At 65.3% G+C, this 20,039-nt stretch carries 17 protein-coding genes; 8 read left to right on the forward strand and 9 right to left on the reverse strand.

The window, feature by feature from the left end; translation table 11 throughout:
* Window positions 1-54: 54 nt before the first annotated feature.
* The 6 genes from metG (at window position 55) to QX073_RS06670 (ending at window position 6,240) form a co-directional block, all read left to right on the forward strand.
* Entirely contained in the window at window positions 55-2,130 is a 2,076-nt protein-coding gene (metG, locus tag QX073_RS06645; protein ID WP_316225476.1) for a methionine--tRNA ligase, read from the forward strand.
* Window positions 2,130-2,921, forward strand: a complete 792-nt coding sequence (locus QX073_RS06650; protein WP_315827614.1) for a TatD family hydrolase — start codon at window positions 2,130-2,132, stop codon at window positions 2,919-2,921. The genes metG and QX073_RS06650 overlap by 1 nt, the downstream gene beginning before the upstream one ends.
* Window positions 2,918-3,715 (forward strand): MBL fold metallo-hydrolase, encoded by a 798-nt coding sequence (locus QX073_RS06655; RefSeq protein WP_316225477.1) that lies wholly within the window; start codon window positions 2,918-2,920, stop codon window positions 3,713-3,715. Before QX073_RS06650 ends, QX073_RS06655 begins: the two co-directional genes overlap by 4 nt.
* 180 nt (window positions 3,716-3,895) lie before the next feature.
* Complete coding sequence (locus tag QX073_RS06660) at window positions 3,896-4,525, forward strand: antibiotic biosynthesis monooxygenase family protein (RefSeq protein WP_316225478.1); 630 nt, start codon at window positions 3,896-3,898, stop codon at window positions 4,523-4,525.
* Window positions 4,526-4,564: 39 nt separating this feature from the next.
* The gene (locus QX073_RS06665) at window positions 4,565-4,972 is read left to right on the forward strand and encodes an NUDIX domain-containing protein (RefSeq protein ID WP_315827611.1); all 408 of its coding nucleotides are present in this window, start codon (window positions 4,565-4,567) and stop codon (window positions 4,970-4,972) included.
* Window positions 4,973-5,082: 110 nt separating this feature from the next.
* Window positions 5,083-6,240 (forward strand): IS481 family transposase, encoded by a 1,158-nt coding sequence (locus tag QX073_RS06670; protein ID WP_316171311.1) that lies wholly within the window; start codon window positions 5,083-5,085, stop codon window positions 6,238-6,240.
* 103 nt (window positions 6,241-6,343) lie between these two features.
* Here the strand turns inward: QX073_RS06670 and QX073_RS06675 are convergent, their stop codons facing one another.
* The 3 genes from QX073_RS06675 to QX073_RS06685 all read right to left on the reverse strand — a co-directional run bounded on the left by QX073_RS06675 (window position 6,344) and on the right by QX073_RS06685 (window position 11,019).
* Window positions 6,344-7,987, reverse strand: a complete 1,644-nt coding sequence (locus QX073_RS06675; RefSeq protein WP_316225479.1) for an acyl-CoA synthetase — start codon at window positions 7,985-7,987, stop codon at window positions 6,344-6,346.
* Between the two features lie 28 nt (window positions 7,988-8,015).
* Window positions 8,016-9,902 carry a TRAP transporter large permease subunit gene (locus tag QX073_RS06680; RefSeq protein WP_316225480.1) on the reverse strand — a complete coding sequence of 629 codons (1,887 nt, stop codon included), beginning with the start codon at window positions 9,900-9,902 and terminating at the stop codon, window positions 8,016-8,018.
* Between the two features lie 88 nt (window positions 9,903-9,990).
* Window positions 9,991-11,019: a TRAP transporter substrate-binding protein gene (locus QX073_RS06685; RefSeq protein WP_316225481.1), complete on the reverse strand. Its 1,029-nt coding sequence runs from the start codon at window positions 11,017-11,019 to the stop codon at window positions 9,991-9,993.
* A 463-nt stretch (window positions 11,020-11,482) separates the two neighbouring features.
* On the opposite strand from QX073_RS06685, the gene QX073_RS06690 reads away from it, so the two are divergent.
* The gene (locus tag QX073_RS06690) at window positions 11,483-12,322 is read left to right on the forward strand and encodes a hypothetical protein (protein WP_315827608.1); all 840 of its coding nucleotides are present in this window, start codon (window positions 11,483-11,485) and stop codon (window positions 12,320-12,322) included.
* Window positions 12,323-12,382: 60 nt separating this feature from the next.
* Here QX073_RS06690 and QX073_RS06695 read toward each other — a convergent pair whose 3' ends face one another.
* The 6 genes from QX073_RS06695 to QX073_RS06720 form a co-directional block, all read right to left on the reverse strand.
* Window positions 12,383-13,852, reverse strand: a complete 1,470-nt coding sequence (locus QX073_RS06695) for an ATP-binding cassette domain-containing protein (RefSeq protein ID WP_315711925.1) — start codon at window positions 13,850-13,852, stop codon at window positions 12,383-12,385.
* Between the two features lie 8 nt (window positions 13,853-13,860).
* Window positions 13,861-14,790: a branched-chain amino acid ABC transporter permease gene (locus QX073_RS06700; RefSeq protein ID WP_315751553.1), complete on the reverse strand. Its 930-nt coding sequence runs from the start codon at window positions 14,788-14,790 to the stop codon at window positions 13,861-13,863.
* A 2-nt stretch (window positions 14,791-14,792) separates the two neighbouring features.
* Entirely contained in the window at window positions 14,793-15,668 is an 876-nt protein-coding gene (locus QX073_RS06705; RefSeq protein WP_315711923.1) for a branched-chain amino acid ABC transporter permease, read from the reverse strand.
* 75 nt (window positions 15,669-15,743) lie between these two features.
* Complete coding sequence (locus tag QX073_RS06710; protein ID WP_315711922.1) at window positions 15,744-16,976, reverse strand: ABC transporter substrate-binding protein; 1,233 nt, start codon at window positions 16,974-16,976, stop codon at window positions 15,744-15,746.
* A 310-nt stretch (window positions 16,977-17,286) separates the two neighbouring features.
* Window positions 17,287-18,012, reverse strand: a complete 726-nt coding sequence (locus tag QX073_RS06715; protein WP_315751551.1) for a site-2 protease family protein — start codon at window positions 18,010-18,012, stop codon at window positions 17,287-17,289.
* Window positions 18,009-18,938: a DUF2167 domain-containing protein gene (locus QX073_RS06720; RefSeq protein WP_316225482.1), complete on the reverse strand. Its 930-nt coding sequence runs from the start codon at window positions 18,936-18,938 to the stop codon at window positions 18,009-18,011. Before QX073_RS06720 ends, QX073_RS06715 begins: the two co-directional genes overlap by 4 nt.
* 247 nt (window positions 18,939-19,185) lie before the next feature.
* On the opposite strand from QX073_RS06720, the gene QX073_RS06725 reads away from it, so the two are divergent.
* On the forward strand, window positions 19,186-20,007 hold the full coding sequence (locus tag QX073_RS06725) for a hypothetical protein (RefSeq protein WP_315711919.1): 822 nt from the start codon (window positions 19,186-19,188) through the stop codon (window positions 20,005-20,007).
* Window positions 20,008-20,039: the final 32 nt, after the last annotated feature.

Consider the following 20,039-nt stretch of genomic DNA (forward strand, 5'->3'; position numbering starts at 1 on the left):
CCCGGGATCATCAGGATCAATCCGTCGACCGACGTCGTCAAAGAGGAATCTGCCGTGGCGAAGGCCAGCAAGACAAGCGTGAAGAAGGGCAAGCCCGCGAGCAAGAGCGGCGCGAAGAAGGCTGCCGCCAAGGGGCCTGCGAAGGGCAAGGCCAGCGTCGCCAAGGCGAAGGCGGCGAAGGACAAGGACGCCAAGAAAAAGACCGCCAAATCCAAGACGGCGCCCGCGAAAGCCAAGAGCAAAGCCCCGGCGGCGAGCGCGGCCAAGAAAGCGTCGAAGAGCGCCGCCAAGAAGGCGGTCAAGAAAGCTGTGAAGGCTCCAGCCAAGAAGGCCGGGGCAAAGCCCGCCACACCGCCGGCCAAGAAGACGGCCGCCAAGCCCGCGGCAGCAACGAACAAGCCTTCGGCCGCGAGGAAGCCCGCCGCTCCGAAACAGCCGGCTGCACCGAAGAAGGTCGCGCCGGCCATCGTTGAAGCGCCGAAGCCGCCACGCGCCGCGAAGCCGAAGGCACCGCGCAAGCCGAAGGTCGAGGCCGTGGTCGTCGAGATCGACGAGATCGTAGTGCAGGTCGCCGCAGCTCCCGTCGATAAGAACACCTTCTACGTCACGACAGCGATCGCCTATCCCAACGGCAATCCGCATATCGGCCACGCCTATGAGGCGATCGCGACCGACGCCATCGCGCGCTTTGCGCGGCTCGACGGCAAGGACGTGTACTTCCTGACCGGCACCGACGAGCACGGTCTGAAGATGGTGCAGACCGCGCAGAACGAGGGCATGACGCCGTCCGAACTCGCGACCCGCAATGCCGGCCGGTTCCGCGAGATGGACGAGCGGCTGAACGTCTCGTTCGACCGCTTCATCCGCACCACCGAGCCCGCGCATCATCGCTCCGTCCAGGCGATCTGGAACCGCATGCGCGAGAATGGCGACATCTATGCCGACAGCTATGCGGGTTGGTACTCGGTACGCGACGAGGCCTATTACGCCGAGGACGAGACCGTCGTCGGCGAGGACAACGTCCGCCGCGGACCGCAGGGCACGCCGGTGGAGTGGGTCGAGGAGAAGAGCTATTTCTTCCGGCTGTCGGCCTATCAGGAGAAGCTGCTCGCGCTCTATGAGAGCCAGCCCGATTTCATTGGGCCGGATGCGCGCCGCAACGAGATCATCAGCTTCGTCAGGGGCGGGTTGAAGGACCTGTCGATCTCGCGCACCACCTTCGATTGGGGCGTCCGTGTGCCTCATGACGAGGAGCACGTGATGTATGTCTGGGTCGACGCGCTGACCAACTACATCACCGGCGTCGGCTTTCCCGACGAGAGCGATGCAAACTGGAAATACTGGCCTGCCGACGTGCACGTCATCGGCAAGGACATCATCCGCTTCCATGCGGTGTACTGGCCGGCGTTCCTGATGTCGGCGGGCGTGCCCGTGCCGAAGCGGGTCTATGCCCACGGCTTCCTGTTCAACAGGGGCGAGAAGATGTCGAAATCGGTCGGCAACGTCGTCGATCCGTTCAATCTTGCCGACCAGTATGGCGTCGACCAGCTGCGCTATTTCTTCCTGCGCGAAGTGCCGTTCGGCCAGGACGGCAACTACAATCACGAGGCGATCGTCGCGCGCATCAACGCCGATCTCGCCAACGACCTCGGCAACCTCGCACAGCGCTCGCTGTCGATGATCGCAAAGCAGCTCGGCGGCGTGCTGCCGGAGCCCGGCGAGTTCTCGGCCAATGACAAGGCGATCCTGGCGGAGGCCGATGCGATGATCGGCGCGGCGCGGAAAGCCATGGCGACGCAGCAGATCCACCAATGGCTCAATGCGGTCTGGTCGGTCGTGGCCGAGGCCAACCGCTATTTCGCGGGCGAGGCGCCGTGGGCGCTGGCGAAGACCGATCCGCAGCGCCAGCATACGGTGCTCTATGTCACCGCCGAGGTCATCCGTCAGGTCGCGATCCTGACCCAGCCGGTGATGCCGGCCGCGTCGGCAAAGCTGCTCGACAGCCTCGGCATTCCCGAGGACGAACGGAATTTTGCGCGACTCGGCGGCGACGTCCGGATTGCGGCTGGCACGCAGCTGCCGGCACCGCAGGCGGTGTTCCCGCGCTACATCGAGCCGACGGCGGCGTGATGCTGGTCGACAGCCATTGCCATCTGGATTTTCCGGATTTCGCCGAGGATCTGGATGGCATCGTCACGCGTGCCGCCGCCGCCGGCGTCGGCCGCATGGTGACGATCTCGACGCGGGTGCGCCGGCTTCCTGAGCTGCTCGCCATCGCCGAGCGGTTCGAGAACGTGTTCTGCTCGGTCGGCACCCATCCGCACAATGCGGACGAGGAGGACGGCATTCCGGCCGAGGAGCTGATCGCGCTGACCGATCACCCCAAGGTGGTCGCGCTCGGCGAGGCCGGACTCGACAACTTCTATGATCACGGCTCGAAGGACGCCCAAGAGCGCGGGTTTCGCGCGCATATCGCAGCCGCCCGCGAAACCGGCCTGCCGCTGGTGATCCACACCCGCGAAGCGGACGAGCAGTGCAGCCGCATCCTCGAGGAGGAGATGGCGCGCGGACCTTTCCAGGCCGTGCTGCATTGCTACACCGGCGGGCGTGAGCTGGCGATGAAGGCGATCGACCTCGGACTGCACATCTCGTTCACGGGCATCGTGACGTTCAAGAAGTCGGACGCACTTCGCGCGCTGGCCGCCGAGGTGCCGGCCGACCGCATCATGGTCGAGACCGACGCGCCGTATCTCGCGCCCGGCAAGTTCCGCGGCAAGCGCAACGAGCCGGCCTACGTCGTCGAGACCGCGAAGGTGCTGGCGGAGACCCGCGGCGTCTCGTTCGAGGAATTCTCGCGCCAGACCACCGAGACCTTCTTCAAGCTGTTCTCCAAGGTGCCGCGGCCAAAGGAGGCTGCATGACGCTGACGCTCACCATCCTCGGCTGCGGCTCCTCGGCCGGCGTGCCGCGCCCGGCGCTGGGGTGGGGCGCCTGCGATCCCAACAACCCGAAGAACCGCCGCAGGCGCTGCTCGCTCCTGGCTGAGCGCCGCGGAGCCCATGGCGTCACGCGGGTCGTGATCGACACGTCGCCGGATCTGCGCGAGCAGTTGATCGACACCAACGTCGATCACATCGACGCGGTATTCCTGACGCACGAGCATGCTGACCAGACCCACGGCATCGACGATCTGCGCTCGGTGGTGATGCATCAGCGGCGGCGCATTCCGGTCTACCTGAACCAGTCGACCGCGAATGACATCATGCACCGGTTCTCCTATTGCTTCATCTCGCCACCGGGAAGCGACTATCCGCCGATCCTGACCCAGCACGCGATCGAGGCGGGCGAGACCCAGGCGGTGGAAGGCAAGGGCGGCGAGCTGAGGCTGACGGCGTTCCTGGTCCAGCACGGCAACATCCCCGCGTTGGGCTATCGCATCGGCAACGCCGCCTACACGCCGGACCTCAACGACATCCCCGAGGAGAGCTGGGGCGCGCTGGAGGATCTCGACCTCTGGATCGTCGACGGCCTGCGCCCTGCCTCGCATCCGAGCCATTTCTCGGTCAACGACGCTCTGGCCTGGATCGAGCGCTTCAAGCCGAAGCGCGCCGTCATCACCAACATGACCGCCGATCTCGACTACGAGGTGCTGCGCCAGAGCCTGCCGGCGGGCGTGGTGCCGGCCTATGACGGGATGCGGCTGGAGGTCGGGTAGGGCGATCGTCCGTCGGCCAAGGCCGTCATTGAGAAAAGCCGAAGGCGACGAAGCAATCCAGAGTCGTCGGAATGCTTCTGGATTGCCTCGCTTCGCTCGCAATGACCTTCATGCGCGGCCGGCTGCGATGGCCACCGCGTTTGAAGTTCAGCCGACGTCCAAAAACACGGAGACGCTGCCATGCTGTCGCTGTTCTTCGAGGTCGAGGTCAAGCCGGGCCGCCTCGACCAGTATCTGCAACTCGCCGCGGCGCTGCGGCCCGAGCTCGATGCGCTCGGCGGCTGCCTGTTCCTCGACCGCTTCCGGAGCCTGTCGCGCGACAATCTGATCCTGTCCTACCAGATCTGGCAGGACGAGGGCGCCATGACCGCCTGGCGCGTCCATGCCCATCATCACGACATCCAGACCCTCGGCCGCGACAAGGTGTTCTCCGACTACCGCCTGCGCGTCGCGGAGTTGGTCCACGAGGTGAGGCCGGGGCAGGCGGCGTGGCAGCCGGAGCGGCGTGGCACCTACAACGATCCGAAGCGGCGTGCGCCGACCTATGTGCTGGCCGTCGAGACGGCGGCCCCGCAATTGAGCGGCGTGAAGGACCTGCCGGTCGCGAGCTTCTCCAGCGTCTATCGCGAGGGCCGCTTCGCGCATTTGGTCGAGCTGCCGGACGAGGCGACCGGCATCGCGCTGAGCGAACGACTACTCGCCGAACCGGGTGCCGACAGCATTCGCGTCGTCGAAGTCACCCGCAATTACGGCATGTATGACCGCCGCGAGGCGCCGCAATATTATCCGGAGAAGAGCAGGGACGCCTGATCCCTGCTCCGCAAATTCAGTGGAATATTGATCAACACCATGTCGCAATCGTCCAAGACTTTCAACGTCGCCGCGGCGGCCGTCGTGTCGCAAGGACGTCTGCTGCTCGTGCGCAAGCGAGGCACGGCGGTCTTCATGCTTCCTGGCGGAAAGCTCGAACCGGGCGAAAGCGATCGTGAATGCCTGTTCCGGGAAATCGAGGAGGAGTTGGGCACTCAGGCGCTCGATCCGGCCACGCATCTCGGCACCTTTGAAGCCGATGCTGCCAACGAACCCGACCATCGGGTCGTCGCGCGGGTCTATCGCGTTTCGCTGAGGAATGAACCAAAGACGTCGCGTGAGATCGCCGAACTGGCTTGGTGCGACCTTGATCATCCCGCCAAGCATCTCGCGCTCGCGCCGCTCGTCGCCAAATTCGTTATTCCGCAGCTTCGACGGCAGCTCTAATTCTCGTCATTGCGAGCGCAGTGTTCAGCCCGGGGACATAGCTGACGGGTGTTCGGGGAGATGGTTGACACTTCAAAATCGGCTCGATTCGTCAAGCAGAGGGGCGAGCGATGCCGTGGCGAGAGGTGTCTGTCATGGACCAGCGACGAGAGTTTGTGATGCTTGCCAAGCAGGAAGGGGCGAACCGGCGGGAGCTGTGTCGGCGGTTCGGCATCAGCCCTCAGACGGGCTACAAATGGATCCAGCGGCATGACGCTGGGGACACGGCGCTGGCGGATCGGTCGCGGCGGCCTCATCGAAGTCCGGAGCGCACCGCGGCTGCGACCGAGCAGCAGATTGTCGCATTGCGCGATGCTCACCCGGCCTGGGGCGCGCGCAAGCTCGCACGGTGTCTTGAGCGTGATGGTCAAGCTGTCCCGGCGATATCTACCGTGCACACCATCCTGCGCCGCTACGATCGAGTGGTCGAGCCTGCAGGCGCGCCCGGACAGCCCTACACGCGGTTCGAGAAGGATGCGCCCAATCAGCTGTGGCAGATGGACTTCAAGGGGCACAGTGCGCTGGAGAACGGTGTGTCCTGTCATCCGCTGACAGCGTTGGACGATCACTCCCGCTTCTCGTTGTGCCTGGCGGCTTGTGACAACGAGCGCGGCTCTACGGTCAAAGGACATTTGGAGACGACGTTCCGCCGTTATGGACTGCCGGATGCGATGTTCGTCGACAATGGTGGCCCCTGGGGATTTACCCTCGAAGACCCCTGGACCGCGTTGACGGTCTGGCTTCTGAAGCTCGGCGTTCGAACGATCCACAGCCGGCCCTACCATCCTCAGAGCCGCGGCAAGAACGAACGCTTCCACCGTAGTCTGAAGGCCGAGGTGTTTGCCTTCAGGCGCTACCGTGATCTTCCCGATGTCCAGCGGGCACTCGACGGATGGCGCTCCATCTACAATCTCGACCGGCCGCACGAGGCCTTGAACTTCGACGTGCCGGCAAGCCGCTATCAACCGAGCCAACGTGCGATGCCAGACCGGCTTCCGATCGTCGAATACGACGAGGGTGAGAGCATCCGTTCCGTGTCGAGCACGAAGGCCTACGTCAGTTTCGAGGGGCGGCTCTGGAAAGTCCCGCAAGCCTTCCGAGGTGAGCGGCTGGCTATCCGGCCACTCAGTGCCGACGGAAAGTTCGGAATTTTCTTTGCCGCACATCAGATCGCAGCGATTGATCTGCGCGACCCCAAAACTGTCAACTATGTCCCCGAACAGGTGTAATCTATGTCTCCGGGCTGAACAGCAGCGAAGCAATCCAGAGTCCTGGTGACGCCCTGGATTGCTTCGCTGCGCTCGCAATGACGCGATGATGTTGCGATCGCCTCTACGCGGAGATCGCCTTCGCCGAGTTGACCTCGTTGCGCAGCAGGAATTTTTGGATCTTGCCGGTCGACGTCTTCGGGATCGTGCCGAACACCACGACCTTCGGCGTCTTGAAGCCGGACAGGTGGCTGCGGCAATAGGCGATGATCTCGGCCTCGGTCGCGTGCGCGCCGTCCTTCAGCTCGACGAAGGCACAGGGGACTTCGCCCCATTTTGGATCGGGCTTGGCGACGACGGCCGCGAACATCACGGCGGGGTGCTTGTAGAGGATGTCCTCGACCTCGACGGAGGAGATGTTCTCGCCGCCGGAGATGATGATGTCCTTGGAGCGGTCCTTGATGATGACGTAGCCGTGCTCGTCGAGCACGCCGAGGTCGCCGGTGTGGAACCAACCACCGGCAAAGGCTTCCTGCGTCGCCTTCTCGTTCTTGAGATAGCCCTTCATGACGATGTTGCCGCGGAACATCACCTCGCCGATGGTCTCGCCGTCGCGCGGCACCTCCTGCATCGTCTCCGGATTGAGCACGGTGACGGCTTCCTGCAGCGGATAGGGCACGCCCTGGCGCCGCTTCAGCCGCGCGCGCTCAGGCGCCGGCAGGTCGTCCCAGCCGGGCTGCTCGGCGCAGACCGAGGCGGGGCCGTAGACCTCGGTCAGGCCGTAGACATGCGTCAGCTTGATGCCGATGCTCTCGGCACCTTCGAGCACGGCGACCGGCGGCGCGGCGCCCGCGATCAGCCCCACCACCGGCTTGTCGCGCTTGCCCTTGGGCGCGTCGGGCGCGTTGATCAGGACGTTGTAGACGATCGGCGCGCCGCACATATGCGTCACGCCGTGGGTCTTGATCAGCTCGAAGATCCTGGTCGGCTCGACCTTGCGCAGGCAGACATTGACGCCGGCCGCGGCGGCCATGGTCCAGGGGAAGCACCAGCCGTTGCAGTGGAACATCGGCAGGGTCCAGAGATAGACCGGATGCTGGCCGAGCCCGCCGGCGAGGATGTTGCTGACGGCGTTGAGGTACGCGCCGCGGTGATGGGTGACGACGCCCTTGGGATTGCCCGTCGTGCCAGACGTATAGCTCATCGCGATCGCGTCCCATTCGTCGGTGGGACGGCGCGGCTCGAAGCTGGGATCGCCCGAGGCGACGGCGGCTTCGTACTCGATCTCCCCGATGCGGCTGCCGCCGGCATAGGAGGCGTCGTCGACGTCGATCACGAACGGCTTTGCGCCGCTCATCAGCTTCAGCGCCTCGCTGATCACGCCGGAGAATTCCGGATCGACCAGGACGATCTTGGCCTGGCCGTGGTCGAGCTGAAACGCGATCGAGGACGCATCGAGCCGGATGTTGAGCGTGTTGAGCACGGCGCCGGCCATCGGCACGGCAAAATGCGCCTCGTTCATCGCCGGGATGTTCGGTAGCATCGCCGCCACGGTGTCGCCGACGCCGATGCCGCGGCCCGCGAGGTACGACGCGAAGCGCCGGCAGCGGTCATAGGTCTGGCGCCAGGTGAAGCTGCGGCCTTCATAGACCGTGCTGACGTGGTCGGGATAGACGGCCGCGCTGCGCGCCAGGAAGCTGAGCGGGGTCAGCGGCACGTAGTTGGCCGGCGTCTTGTCCAGACCGAGCTGATACTGGTTCGTGCTCATCACCACCCTCCCTCGTCATCTGAAGAGTTTACAGGAACCCGATCGAAATCCACGGAAAAATCGCAACGATGACGAGGCCGATGAGAAGCGCCAGCAGGTAGCCCCAGATCGGGCGGATGCCCTCCGCGGGATCGACCCGGCCGATCGCGCAGGCGGCGTAATATCCGACCCCGAACGGCGGTGCGAACAGACCAATTCCCATCGCCAGGATGATCACCATGGCATAATGCACCTCGTGCACGCCGACGGCACGCGCGATCGGAAACAGCAGCGGCCCGAACAGCACGATCGCCGGGATGCCCTCGAGCACGCTGCCCAGGATCGTGAAGGCGACGATCGAGACCGCGATGAACGTCGCCGGGCCGCCCGGCAGCCCGGTCATCGCCGCCGCCAGCGCGCGTGAGAAGCCGGACTGCGTCAGGCCCCAGGCCATGCCGGTCGCCGTCCCGATGATCAGCAGGATGGCGCCGGACAGCGCCGCCGTTTCGATCAGCATCGGCATCAGCCGGCGCCAGTCGAAGCGGCGATAGACCAGCAGGCCCGCCAGCACGCCATAGACGATGCCGATGGTCGAGACCTCCGTCGCCGTCGCGACGCCCTCGACGACGGCAGCGCGGATCACGAAGGGCAGGGCCAGGGCAGGGAGCGAGACGATGAAGGCCTTGCCGATCTCGGCTCCGGTCGCGCGGCGGACACCGCTCATGTCCTCGTTGCGGTAACGCCACCACACCAGCGCGCACAGCGTGATCGCCAGCACCACGCCCGGCAGCAGGCCGCCGGTGAACAGCGCCGCGATCGAGACGCCGGTGACGGAGCCGATCGTGATCAGCACCAGGCTCGGCGGGATTGTCTCGGTCTGTGCGCCGGTGGCGGCGAGCAGGGCGACGAGATCGCCGGGCTTGGCGCCGCGCGCCTTCATCTCCGGAAACAGCACCGGCGCGACCGCCGCCATGTCGGCCGCCTTGGCGCCGGAAATGCCCGAGACGAGATACATCGCGCCGACCAGCACGTAATGTAGCCCGCCGCGGACGTGACCCAAGAGGCTCGCCAGGAACGCGACCATGGCGCGGGCCATGCCGGTCATTTCGATCAGCAATCCGAGAAAGACGAACAGCGGCACCGACAGCAGGATGAGATGGCTCATGCCCTCGTCCATGCGCCCGACCAGCACCATCAGCGGCGTACGCGTCGTCAACGCCAGATAGCCGAAGATCGCGAGCCCGAAGGCGAACGCGATCGGCACGCCGGCGAAGACGCACAAGCCGACCACGCCGACGAAGAAGATCACGAGGTTGATGTTGCCGAGCGGCTTCAGCAGCGGCTGCGCCACCCAGAACAGCGCGATGATCGCTGCGATAGAGACGACAGCCAGCAGCATCATCCTGACGCTGGCCGTGCGGGCGAGACGGATGAGGGCGAACAGCGCCATCAGTCCGATGCCGACCGGCAGCGCGGCGGCGCGCCAGATGTTTTCGATCTGCAGCGCCGGCGTCGTGATGAAGCTTTCCTCGTAGGCGTACTCCCAGGACGGCCAGACGATCATGACCAGGAACGCCAGCGCCGCGGCGGTGGCGACCAGATCGAGATAGGCGCGCAAGCCGGGGCTGGCGCGCGCCACCATTGCCGTCATCCGCATGTGCTCGCCGCGGCGGAACGCAACCGCAGCGCCGAGCATCGCGAGCCACAGGAACAGGATCGAGGCCAGCTCGTCCGACCAGATCAGCGGCCGGTGCAGGACATAGCGCGCCACGACGCCCGCGAACAGGATGACGATCTCGGCCACGACCAGCAGCGCGGCTGGGATCTCGACCAGGAGACCCAGCAAGGCATCCAAGCCATCGAGCCAGGACCGGCGGCGAGGGATCTCGATGACCACCTCGCTGATCGCAATTTCCGTGAACTCGGCATGCGCCATGACGTCACCCGAACGCGTCTACGTCATTCTTGTTTTGAGCATGATCGTTTCGGAAAACCGGTCCCACTTTTCCGGATCACGCTCGAGGTTACGACAGCTTGCCGACGGCCTTTTCCAGGAGCGCCCAGGCCTCGTCGCCATATTTGCCCCTCCACTCGGCATAGAAGCCGGCGGTACGCAGCTTGTCGCGGAACGGCGCGACGTTGGGCTGATTGAAGGTCAGGCCCTTCGACGCGAGCTCTGCTTGCAGGCCAGCATTGAGCTTGGCGACGTCCTCACGCTCCTTCACGGCGGCCGCGTTGATGTGCTTGGCGACGATCGCGCGCATGTCGGCCGGCACGGCCTCCCAGGCGCGGCGGTTCGCCAGGAACCAGAAGCCGTCCCACATGTGGTTGGTCAGCGAGCAGTATTTCTGTACCTCGTAGAGCTTGGCGGTCGAGATGATCGCCAGCGGGTTTTCCTGGCCCTCGACCACCTTGGTCTGCAGCGCCGAATAGACCTCGCTGAAATTGATCGAGGCGGGCGCGGCCTCGAACGCCTTGAACATCGAGGTCCACAGCGGCGACACCGGCACGCGGATCTTGAAGCCCTTGAGATCGTCGGGCCCATTGATCGGCTTGGTCGACGACGTCGTCTGACGGAAGCCGTTGTCCCAGATCTTGTCCATGACCACGAGGCCGGCCTTGTTGATCTGGCCGCGCACGTAGGCGCCGAGATCGCCGTCCATGGCCTTCCAGACCGTGTCGTAGTCCGGGAACGCGAAGCCGATGCCGTTGATCGACGCGGCCGGCACCAGGGTCGCCAGGATCAGGCCGGACAGCGTGAAGAACTCGACGCCGCCGGAGCGGATCTGGCTCAGCATGTCCGTGTCGGAACCGAGCTGGTTGTTCGGGAAGATCTGCAGGTCGAACTTGCCGGCGGTCTCGGCCTTGATCGCCGCCGCCATCTCCTTGGCGCGGACGTTGAGCGGATGGGAGTCGGGCAGGTTGTTGGCGTATTTGTAGGTGAACTCGGCGCTCTGCGCGCGCGCCACATGCGGCGCTGCGACGGTGCCAATTCCACCCAGTACGGCTGTCGCCGCGGAGGCCTTCAACAGCGCGCGTCGTGACAGGCTCATGCTCGTTTCTCCCTGGAGAAGCTTCTTCTTGTTGCATCGCGCCGCCGCAAGCATCGCCGGACGAATCCAGCGACATCAGCGACGTCGTCTGCGCTTATTGCAGCGATGGGCCGCAGCAGCAATATCGGCGTTCGCAGCAGGTCATGCGCAGCGCGAGTCTCGGCTATGGCGAACGCCCGTCAGCTCGGGCTGGCCGGGGGTTCTGAAGGGCCCGCGGCTGCCGCAAATTCGAGGATTTGGCGCCAAGTCGTTGAACTCGCTACGCATATAAATATTCCATAATATACCTTATGCGAATAGGCTATGGGCGACTGCCTGACGGTGGAAGCCGCACATCGGCCCGCCCAGCGCACGTCGGCGCCTGTGCGAAATCGCCCCCGCCTCGTCACCCCGCAGTCTTCGTTTGGTCAAAGCCCAGAGGTCAAAACCGCATCCTTCAGGATTGGGCACGGGCGTATCGTGAATGGGATCCGAAGACATGCCAGTTCAGTCGACGTCGAAGGAAGTTGATCCGGGTGATGTCGCGCTGCCGCCTGACGACGCTGTCTGCGAGGAGATCTATCAGCGGGTGCTGGCCGAGGTGCGCGCACGTATCGATCAGCGGATCGCCGACATCGAGGCCCAGGCCGCCGCTGATGCGGTCGAGGCTATCGAACCCGCTGCAGGCAGCGAACACGTGGAAACGCCTCCTCCGGCCCGGCGCCGGCCCGTATTGCGGGCCATGATCACGCTGATGGCGTCGGCCGGGCTCATCGGCGCTGCCATCACCCTGGCGCGGGACCATACCGAGACCATCACCTCCGTCACCGACCGGATCGAAGCGGCGGTTCAATCCATCCGGCGTGAGAATGCTCAGGCGGCGAATCCGCCGGTGGTGGCACTGGAGACGGCGGCGAACGGATCGAGTGCGGCCGAGACGGCCCCTGCCTCACCATCACCATCCGTTTCACCAACACCGGAGACGTCATCGGCATCGACGTCAACGCGCGCCAGCGATCCATCCTCCGCGATGGCGGAGGCTACGCCGGAGCATGACGTGCCCTCTGCTCCCGACCGGGACGTCGCGCCGCTGATCGACAAGATCGCGCATGACGTGGCCGAACTGCAGAGCGGGTTTCAGGAGTTCAAGTCCAGCCAGGAGCAGGCCAACCGCGATCACGCCAGGGCGATCGAACAGCTGCAGGCCAGCCAGGACCAGCTCGCACGCGCGTTCCGCGCAGCGAAGACCGAGCCGACGACCGTCGGCGCCGCGGCGCGCCTTGCGCCCCGGCCGCCACAGGCGCGCCCGCCTCGTTTCCCGTAGCTCCGAACTCATGAGATCCGGGCAGGGAGCAGGGACGCCCCTGCTCCCTGCCCCCGTCCCTCACAGATAGTTCGCCGCGGCTTCGGCCTCGAACCGATCCGGCGGGCCTTCCCAGACGATCTTGGCATGATCGAGCACGTAGACGCGGTCGGCGTGCGGGAGCGCGAAGGTGACGTTCTGTTCGCCGAGCAGCACCGTGATCTTGGTGGTCTCGCGCAGTCGATCGAGCGCCTTCGACAACGTCTCCAGGATCACCGGCGCAAGTCCGAGCGTCGGCTCGTCGAGGATCAGGAGCTTCGGCTTCATCATCAGTGCGCGCGCGATCGCCAGCATCTGCTGCTCGCCGCCGGACAGCGTGCGCGCCAGCTGCGGCTGCCGCGACTTGAGGATCGGAAACAGGCCGAATAGCCATTCGAGCCGCTCGGCACGCTCGGCGTCGGACAGCGCATTGCCGCCGAGCTCGAGATTTTCGCGCACGCTCATGTCGCCGAACAATTCGCGCGTTTCCGGACACTGCACGATGCCGGATCGCGCGATCTGCGCCGCCGTGCCGCCGGCAAGGCTGCGCCCTGCCCACTTCACGTCGCCCGAATACGGCACCAGGCCCGAGATCGCGTTGAACAGCGTCGTCTTGCCGGCGCCGTTGAGGCCGACGACCGAGACGAACTCGCCCTCATGGACGTGCAGCGAAACGTCCTGCAGCGCCTGCGCCTTGCCGTAGAGCACGCCGACCTTGTCGACCTGCAGCGCCGGCGTGACGTCCTTGAAGCTCCCCTCCGGCCGCGCGGTCGAGACCAGCGCGCCGCCGAGATAGACCCGGCGGACGGTCTCGTCCTGCATCACCTCGGTCGCCCTGCCCTCGGCGATCTTCTCGCCGAGATACATCGCGAGCACGCGGTCGACCAGCGCCGACACGCTCTTGACGTTGTGGTCGACCAGCAGCACCGCGTGGCCGTCGTCGCGGAATTCGCGGATGAGCTCGGAGAAGTCGGCGACCTCGGACGCCGTGAGGCCGGCGAAGGGTTCGTCGACCAGCACCAGCTTCGGGCTGCGCGCCACCGCCTTCGCAAGCTCGAGCCGGCGCAGATCGGCAAATGCCAGCGTCGGCGGCCGCCGGTCGATGACGCCGCCGAGGCCGACGCGCTCGGCGATCGCGCGTGCGCGCGCATCGACGTCCTTGTCGGCGAACAGCCGCGTCAGCTTGTCCGGCAGCAGCGCGACCTTGATGTTCTCCAGCACGGTCTGGCGCGCCAGCGGCCGCGAATGCTGGAACACCAGCCCGACGCCCATGCGCGCGATGCGGTGCGACGGCAGGCCGGCGAGCTCGATGCCGTCGAGCCTGACCGAGCCCGCGGTCGGCCGCTCGACGCCCATGACGCTCTTCATTGCGGTCGACTTGCCCGAGCCGTTCGGCCCAATCAGGCCGAGGATCTCGCCGGGATGGATCGAGAAGCTCAAATTCTTGACGGCGACGAGGCCGCCGAAGCGCTTGGTGAGGCCGCTGACTTCCAGCATCGGAGCGCCGCTCATGCCTTGCGTCACGCCTTGGCCCCTCCCCTGATCATGCCGAGGAAACCGTCGGGGAAGAACAGGATGACCACGAGCGCGATCACCGAGACGATCAGGGTGGCGAGCTCGCCGAGCGGCCGCAGCAGCTCGCCCATGCCGATCAGGAAGATCGCGCCGATCGCGGCGCCGATGACGGTGCGGCGGCCGCCGAGCACCGCGGCGATGATGATCTGCACGCCGACGCCGACATCGACAAAGGTCGAGACCGAGGCGGTGCCCATGTAGAACACCATCAGTGCGCCGGCGAGCCCGGAGAAGAACGCGCTGACGACGAAGGCGGCGAGCTTGTGCTTGGTGACATTGAAGCCGAGCGCGCCGGCCTGGATCTTGTCCTGCCCGCTCGCCTGCAGGATCAGCCCGATGGCGCTGCGCGACAAGCCGAACAGGATCGCACCGCTCACCAGCATGAAGCCGAGCGCGATCCAGTAGTTGGTCTTGGCGTCGATCGAGATCACGTCCGGCACGGCGAGGCCGATCTCGCCGCCGGTCAGCCCCGCGGCGACGACGATGAAGTTCTGCAGCATCAGCACGGCGACCAGCGTCGTCAGGCCAAAATACGGCCCGCTGACGCGCAGCGCCGGCAGCGCCAGCACGACGCCGCCGACGACCGCCGCCAGGGCGCCGGCGGCGATGCACAGCCAGATCGACAGGCCCGGCGAGAAGTGCGCATCGAGAATGCCGGCCGTATAGGCGCCGACGCCGATCAGGAAGGTCGGTCCGAAATTGACCTCGCCGGCGAAGCCGAACAGCAGGTCCCAGGACATCGCGAACACGGCCGTGTAGTACGCAACCGTCAGCAGCCCGAGGACGTAGCCCGAGACGTAGGCCGGCAGGACCAGAGCCACGATCACGGTCAGGAGCGCGATCCAGAACAGCCGCGACGTAACGAATGCAGGCATGCTCACCTCCGTCCGAACAGCCCTTGCGGGCGCAGATACATGACGACGACGAGCAGCAGCAGCGCCGGGATCGTCCGGTAGGCCGGCGAGATCAGATAGGCCGTTCCGGTCTCGAGATAGCCCACCACATAGGCCGCGATCAGGGAGCCCGACACGCTGCCGAGGCCGCCGAGCACGACGATCGAGAACGCGCTCGCCGTCAACGGCCCGACGCTGTAGGAGCTGACCCCCAAGAACATGCCGAGCAGGATGCCGGCCACTCCCGCCAGCAGGCCGTAGATCGCCCACACCGTCAGGTAGATCGACGATAGTTCGATGCCCAGCAAGGTGACGCCGCGCGGATTCATCGACGCGGCCATGACAGCCTTGCCGCGCCTGGTGCGGTTGACCAGGAACCACAACAGCCCGATGGCGACCCAGCAGATCACGGCGGTGAAATACTCGTTTTGCGGCGTCCGCACGCCGAACACCGTCGTGACGCCCTCGACGATCGGCAGCACGGTCTTGGCATTGTTGGTGAAGAAATAGGCGATCGCCTCCTGGATGATGATGCCCCACAGCAGCGTCGCGGTCAGGATGAAGATCTCCTTCTCCGATTCAGCAATCACCTTGGAGCGCTGGATCGGCCTGACGGCGATGAAGTAGGTGGCGAAGGCCAAAATGAAGCCGGCGAGGACTCCGATCAGCGCGCCGGTGTAGGGCCCGACACCGAATTCGCTGGCGGCAGCCCAGGCGGCAACCGCGGCGCCGACCATGATGGCGCCGTGGGAAAGGTTGAGCACGCCCGAGACACCGAAGATCAGTGTGAAGCCGGTCGCGCCGAGGGCATACAGCGCGCTGATGGCAAAGCCATCGATCAAGATCTGCCAGAAAAGCATTGAAAATCGACCTGCAACGTCAGACTGAGGCACCAAGAAAATGGGCCGCTCCTTGAAGGAGCGGCCCGCGATGCGTCAGTTGCTGGCCGCCTTGAGCTTGATGAAGGACGGCCAGGTGGCGGTGCCGGCGGCGAGCTCCTTGGGCCAGACGTTGACCTGCTTGCCGTTCTGCCATTGCAGCATCAGCCCGGTGATGTAGCCCTTTCCGGTCCGCAGCGCGTGCGGGTTCGGGTCGCCCTTCGGCTTGAAGGCGATGCGGCCGATCGTCCCGACATAGTCGGTCGCTTCCATCGCCTCGACCATCTTGTCGGGATCGGTGCCGCCGGCCCGATGGATCGCATCCGCGATCATGTAGACGTCGTCATAGGAGGTGTAGCCGGCATAGGACGGGAAGTTTCCGAACTTCTTCTGATAGGCCTCCACGAACGGCAGCGTCTTCGGCGTCACCGCGACGCCCGGTCCCGACACGGCATTGTACATGACGCCCTCGACGGCGCCGTTGGTGTCTTTCCAGAAGGTCGAGTTGGTCGCCTGCGAGGAAATGCCGAACATCGGGATCGGCACCTGCTGGCTCTTCCACTGCACGGTCGGCTGGGTGCCGACATGCGAGATGCCGGTGATCATGACGTCCGGCTTCAGGCCCTCGATCTTGTTGAAGATCGGCGTGAAGTCGGTGGTGTCAGGCGACATGCGGATATGGTCGACGACCTTGAGCCCGATCTCCGGCAGGCATTTCTCGTAGCCGGCGTCGAGCGGCGTCGTCCACGCCGCGTCCTCGCTCATGATCACCGCGGTCTTCATCTTGTAGGGCTCGACCAGCAGGTCCTTGGCCGCGTCGCAGACGAGGCCGGCCAACGAGGTCGAGGTCAGATAGCCGTGGAAGGTGTATTTGAGCTGGTCGTAGTTCTTGGCGATGTTCTGGGTGATGACGTCGGACGCGGCACCGGGCGTGATCATCAGCGTCTTGAGGCGCCCTGCCCACGGCTCCAGCGCCAGCACGACCTCGGAGATGTAGCTCGCGATGACCGCGTTGACCTTGTCCTCGCTGACGGCGCGCTGGAAGGCGCGCACCGATTCCGCCGAGGAGGAGTGATTGTCGTAGACGACGATCTCGATCTTGCGCCCGTCGATGCCGCCCTTGGCGTTGATCTCCTCGGCGGCCAATTGCGCTGCGGGTGCGATCGACGAGCCGGCGACGGCCTGTGCCTCGGAGATGACACCGATCCTGATCGGGTCTGCGGCCCAGGCGGCCGAGGAGACGAGCGCAGTTGCGCAGCTCGCAAGCAAGATGGACTTGAGCGAAATCATGAAACCTCCCGAATCCTTATGCCTCTGACGGGCAGGCTCGACTTTGGTCTCCCACATGCCAGTGAGCAAGGGAACATCCCGAGACGTGCTCTGCGCTCAGCGCATTGTGATAGCGCGCCGCGCTCATGGCTCACGGAATGTCTTACAGGACTGCATGGTTCCTGCGCGCGGACCAAATATATCCGCTGCATTGCAGCAGCGGATATTCCGAGTTGAAGAGGGCCACGTCCTTACGACGAGGCGATCCCTTACGACGAGGCGGTGCCCTTTGACCTACATGAAGCTTCTCGACTGAAGCGGCAACCTCAACTCAGCCAAACTGACGCACGTGCCCAAGCATCTCGTGCACGTCGTAGGTCATGACGGCGAGAAGCGCCGCGATCGCGAGATAAGTCCCGGCATATTCGAGCTTCGTCTGCAGCGTCGTGCCATAATAGGCGACGTTCTCGGGCGCGCCGGGATCGTAGCGCCAGGCCTTCATCAGTTGCGGGGCTGCGAGGATGGCGATGATGATCAGCATCGGGCTCGGCCGATAGAGCATCAAGGCCAGCAGCATGGGAACGCCAAGCAGCCAGATGCGCGGACTCAGCACGCTGGTGACGCGGCCGCCGTCCAGCGGCGAGATCGGCAGCAGGTTGAACAGGTTGAGGAACAGGCCGGAATAGGCGATCGCAAGCAGCAGATTGCTGTCGTCCGATCGCGCCCACAGATAGACCGCAAGCGCGGCCGCGGTCCCGACTAGCGGACCGGCGAGTGCCACATAGGCCTCCGTCTCGACGTCGACCGGCTGCTCCTTGAGCGCGATCCAGGCGCCGACGAACGGGATGAAGGCGGGAGCGCCGACGTCGAGGCCGCGCTGACGTGCGGCGACGTAGTGTCCCATCTCATGGGCAAACAGGAGCGCAATGAAGCCGGCGGCATAGCGCCAGCCCCAGATGCCGGCATAGACGACCAGCGACAGCAGCATCGTGCCGCCGCTCATGGCGAGCTTCCCCCATTTCAGGCCGGAGAACAGGATCAGCAGGAGAGCCTTCACGTCGGCCCGCCCGCGTTGTCGCCGCGCGGCTTGCGGCGCAGGAAGTTCATGACAGCGGCCCCGGCGCCGACGACGGCGAAGATGATGATCTTGGCGAACTTCAGGACGAACGCACCGGCCAGCGCCAGCAGCCCGAGCTTCTTCGCGGCAACGCCGCCGACCAGCGCCAGCAATCCATATTCGGCGATCCGATCCGTGCTGGCACTGAAATCCTCATAACGCTTGCCGGCATTGTAGGAGAGATCGGACAGCAGCTCGTGCGCCACCGCCTTGTCGCCCGCGATCCGCTCCGAGCCGGACAGGAGGTTCAGGCTGAAATAGCCGTCACGCCCGAGTGCGTAGGTGTTGTAGTTGACGTTCTTCGGCGCATCGTCGGGCTGGCCCTTCTCCTTGGCGAGCAGCGACCAGACGAGACGATGCGTCGTGGCGTCGTAGGCCGGCGGCTCGACCCAGCCGACCACGGCCATTTCCGGAAATCCGCGCGCCGCACGGTCCTTGTTCGCCTCGTCGGCGCCGGCGCGAAGGTTGCTCAGCAGATCGTCCGCGTTCCAGCTCTTGGCGTCGTCGTCTTTGATGTAGCCTTCCTTGATGTGCTTGATGACCACCATCCAGTCGTCGTTCTGGCGTCTGCCGACGACCAGCCCGACGAAGGTCGCGTCGTTGACGACGTTGCCGAGCGCGCGAAGGACCCGCAGGCCTTCGTTCTTCGGGACGTAGAAGTAGTCGGCCGGCAGCTTCAGCGTGCCCTGGTCGATCAGCACGATGTCGCTTGGTCCGTCGGTGCCCGCTTGGCTCGCCGCCTGCCAGGCCGCCATCAGTTCAGCCTTGCGCGTGGCCTCATCCAGAGGCACGGCCTGCGCGTGAGCGGACAGGACGACGAACGCTGCGCACAACATTGCGCGCGCAATGACAATCAAGCTTTGCACCGGCCCCAATCCCCCCAAGAACATCGGTCGGATAGTACCTCGAAGGCTCGGCAGCGCGCAACAAGAGGGCGATTCAGGCCTCTCGAAGCGATCGACTGGCGCTGCAGCGAGGGAGAGATGGTCCGAAAAGGCCCCCTCCTCGTCACGACGCTGTCTTGCTTTCGGCCAAAGCGGCGGGTCGAGTCACGTTTGAAAATTCAAAGAGAACATCGGCGTCGGCGGCGGGCCAAGGGTTTGGGGATCAGCAATGCAGTCCACACAGAACGTGCAACAGATTGATCAGAGCGAGATCGGCCTCGCCCCTGGGAAGCCCGAGAAGACAAGCTATGATCAACTGTACCGGCGGGTCCTGCGTGAGGTGCTGACCCGGATCGATACGCGGCTCGCGGCGATCGAGAGGCCCGGCGTGGCGGCGGATGCCGCGGCGGCAGCGAGCACGAGCGGGGCGGCAGACGCCGGGGCCAGCCGCTGGGCGCGGATGAAGGCACCGCTCGGCAGGCTGCGCGGGCGCAACGCCGTGGGTCTCGCTCTGCTGGTCGTGCTGGTCGGTGGCTCGGTCGCCTGGTCGCAGCGCGACGCCGGCACCTCGCTGATGGACCGTTGGATGCCGGGCGCCAGCGAAGCTCCGCAGGACGAGGCGTCAGCCCAGCAGGGTAGCGAGGATGCCATGATGTCGAATGCCTCGCTGAGGGGAGCGGAAGACACCACCGGCCCCCGCGAGCCCGCGACGTTGATGCAGAGGATGGCGCGTGACATCGCCGATCTGCAGCAGGGCATCGAACAGATCAAGTCGACGCAGGATCAGGCCAGCCGCGATCACACCCGCGCCATCGAGCAGCTGCAAGCCGGCCAGGATCAGCTGATGCGTCTGGTGTCACGAATGTCCAACCAGTCGGTGCAGGCACGCGGCACGGTGCCCCCAGGCCCGCCCCAGCAGATCATCGTGACGCCGCAGCAGCGGACCACCACGGGAATGGCCCGGCCGCAGCCGGCGCAGCCGCAGGGCTCGACGTTCGGGACACTCTTTACCCGCAACACCTCGGGCATTCAGCCGCCGATGCCGCGTTGATGGTGTGATCGGCCGTGCTCACCGGTGGCGGT

Origin of the sequence: Bradyrhizobium sp. SZCCHNS3052 (assembly GCF_032484495.1) — a bacterium.
Taxonomy (GTDB): Bacteria; Pseudomonadota; Alphaproteobacteria; order Rhizobiales; family Xanthobacteraceae; genus Bradyrhizobium.

What these genes read in the sequence shown, in the direction of transcription:
- QX073_RS06650 (WP_315827614.1), top strand. Translation starts at nt 2,130, where the DNA reads ATGCTGGTCGACAGCCATTGCCATCTGGATTTTCCGGATTTCGCCGAG.
- QX073_RS06655 (WP_316225477.1), top strand. Translation starts at nt 2,918, where the DNA reads ATGACGCTGACGCTCACCATCCTCGGCTGCGGCTCCTCGGCCGGCGTG.
- QX073_RS06660 (WP_316225478.1), top strand. Translation starts at nt 3,896, where the DNA reads ATGCTGTCGCTGTTCTTCGAGGTCGAGGTCAAGCCGGGCCGCCTCGAC.
- QX073_RS06665 (WP_315827611.1), top strand. Translation starts at nt 4,565, where the DNA reads ATGTCGCAATCGTCCAAGACTTTCAACGTCGCCGCGGCGGCCGTCGTG.
- QX073_RS06670 (WP_316171311.1), top strand. Translation starts at nt 5,083, where the DNA reads ATGCCGTGGCGAGAGGTGTCTGTCATGGACCAGCGACGAGAGTTTGTG.
- QX073_RS06675 (WP_316225479.1), bottom strand. Translation starts at nt 7,987, where the DNA reads ATGAGCACGAACCAGTATCAGCTCGGTCTGGACAAGACGCCGGCCAAC.
- QX073_RS06680 (WP_316225480.1), bottom strand. Translation starts at nt 9,902, where the DNA reads ATGGCGCATGCCGAGTTCACGGAAATTGCGATCAGCGAGGTGGTCATC.
- QX073_RS06685 (WP_316225481.1), bottom strand. Translation starts at nt 11,019, where the DNA reads ATGAGCCTGTCACGACGCGCGCTGTTGAAGGCCTCCGCGGCGACAGCC.
- QX073_RS06690 (WP_315827608.1), top strand. Translation starts at nt 11,483, where the DNA reads ATGGGATCCGAAGACATGCCAGTTCAGTCGACGTCGAAGGAAGTTGAT.
- QX073_RS06695 (WP_315711925.1), bottom strand. Translation starts at nt 13,852, where the DNA reads ATGAGCGGCGCTCCGATGCTGGAAGTCAGCGGCCTCACCAAGCGCTTC.
- QX073_RS06700 (WP_315751553.1), bottom strand. Translation starts at nt 14,790, where the DNA reads ATGCCTGCATTCGTTACGTCGCGGCTGTTCTGGATCGCGCTCCTGACC.
- QX073_RS06705 (WP_315711923.1), bottom strand. Translation starts at nt 15,668, where the DNA reads ATGCTTTTCTGGCAGATCTTGATCGATGGCTTTGCCATCAGCGCGCTG.
- QX073_RS06710 (WP_315711922.1), bottom strand. Translation starts at nt 16,976, where the DNA reads ATGATTTCGCTCAAGTCCATCTTGCTTGCGAGCTGCGCAACTGCGCTC.
- QX073_RS06725 (WP_315711919.1), top strand. Translation starts at nt 19,186, where the DNA reads ATGCAGTCCACACAGAACGTGCAACAGATTGATCAGAGCGAGATCGGC.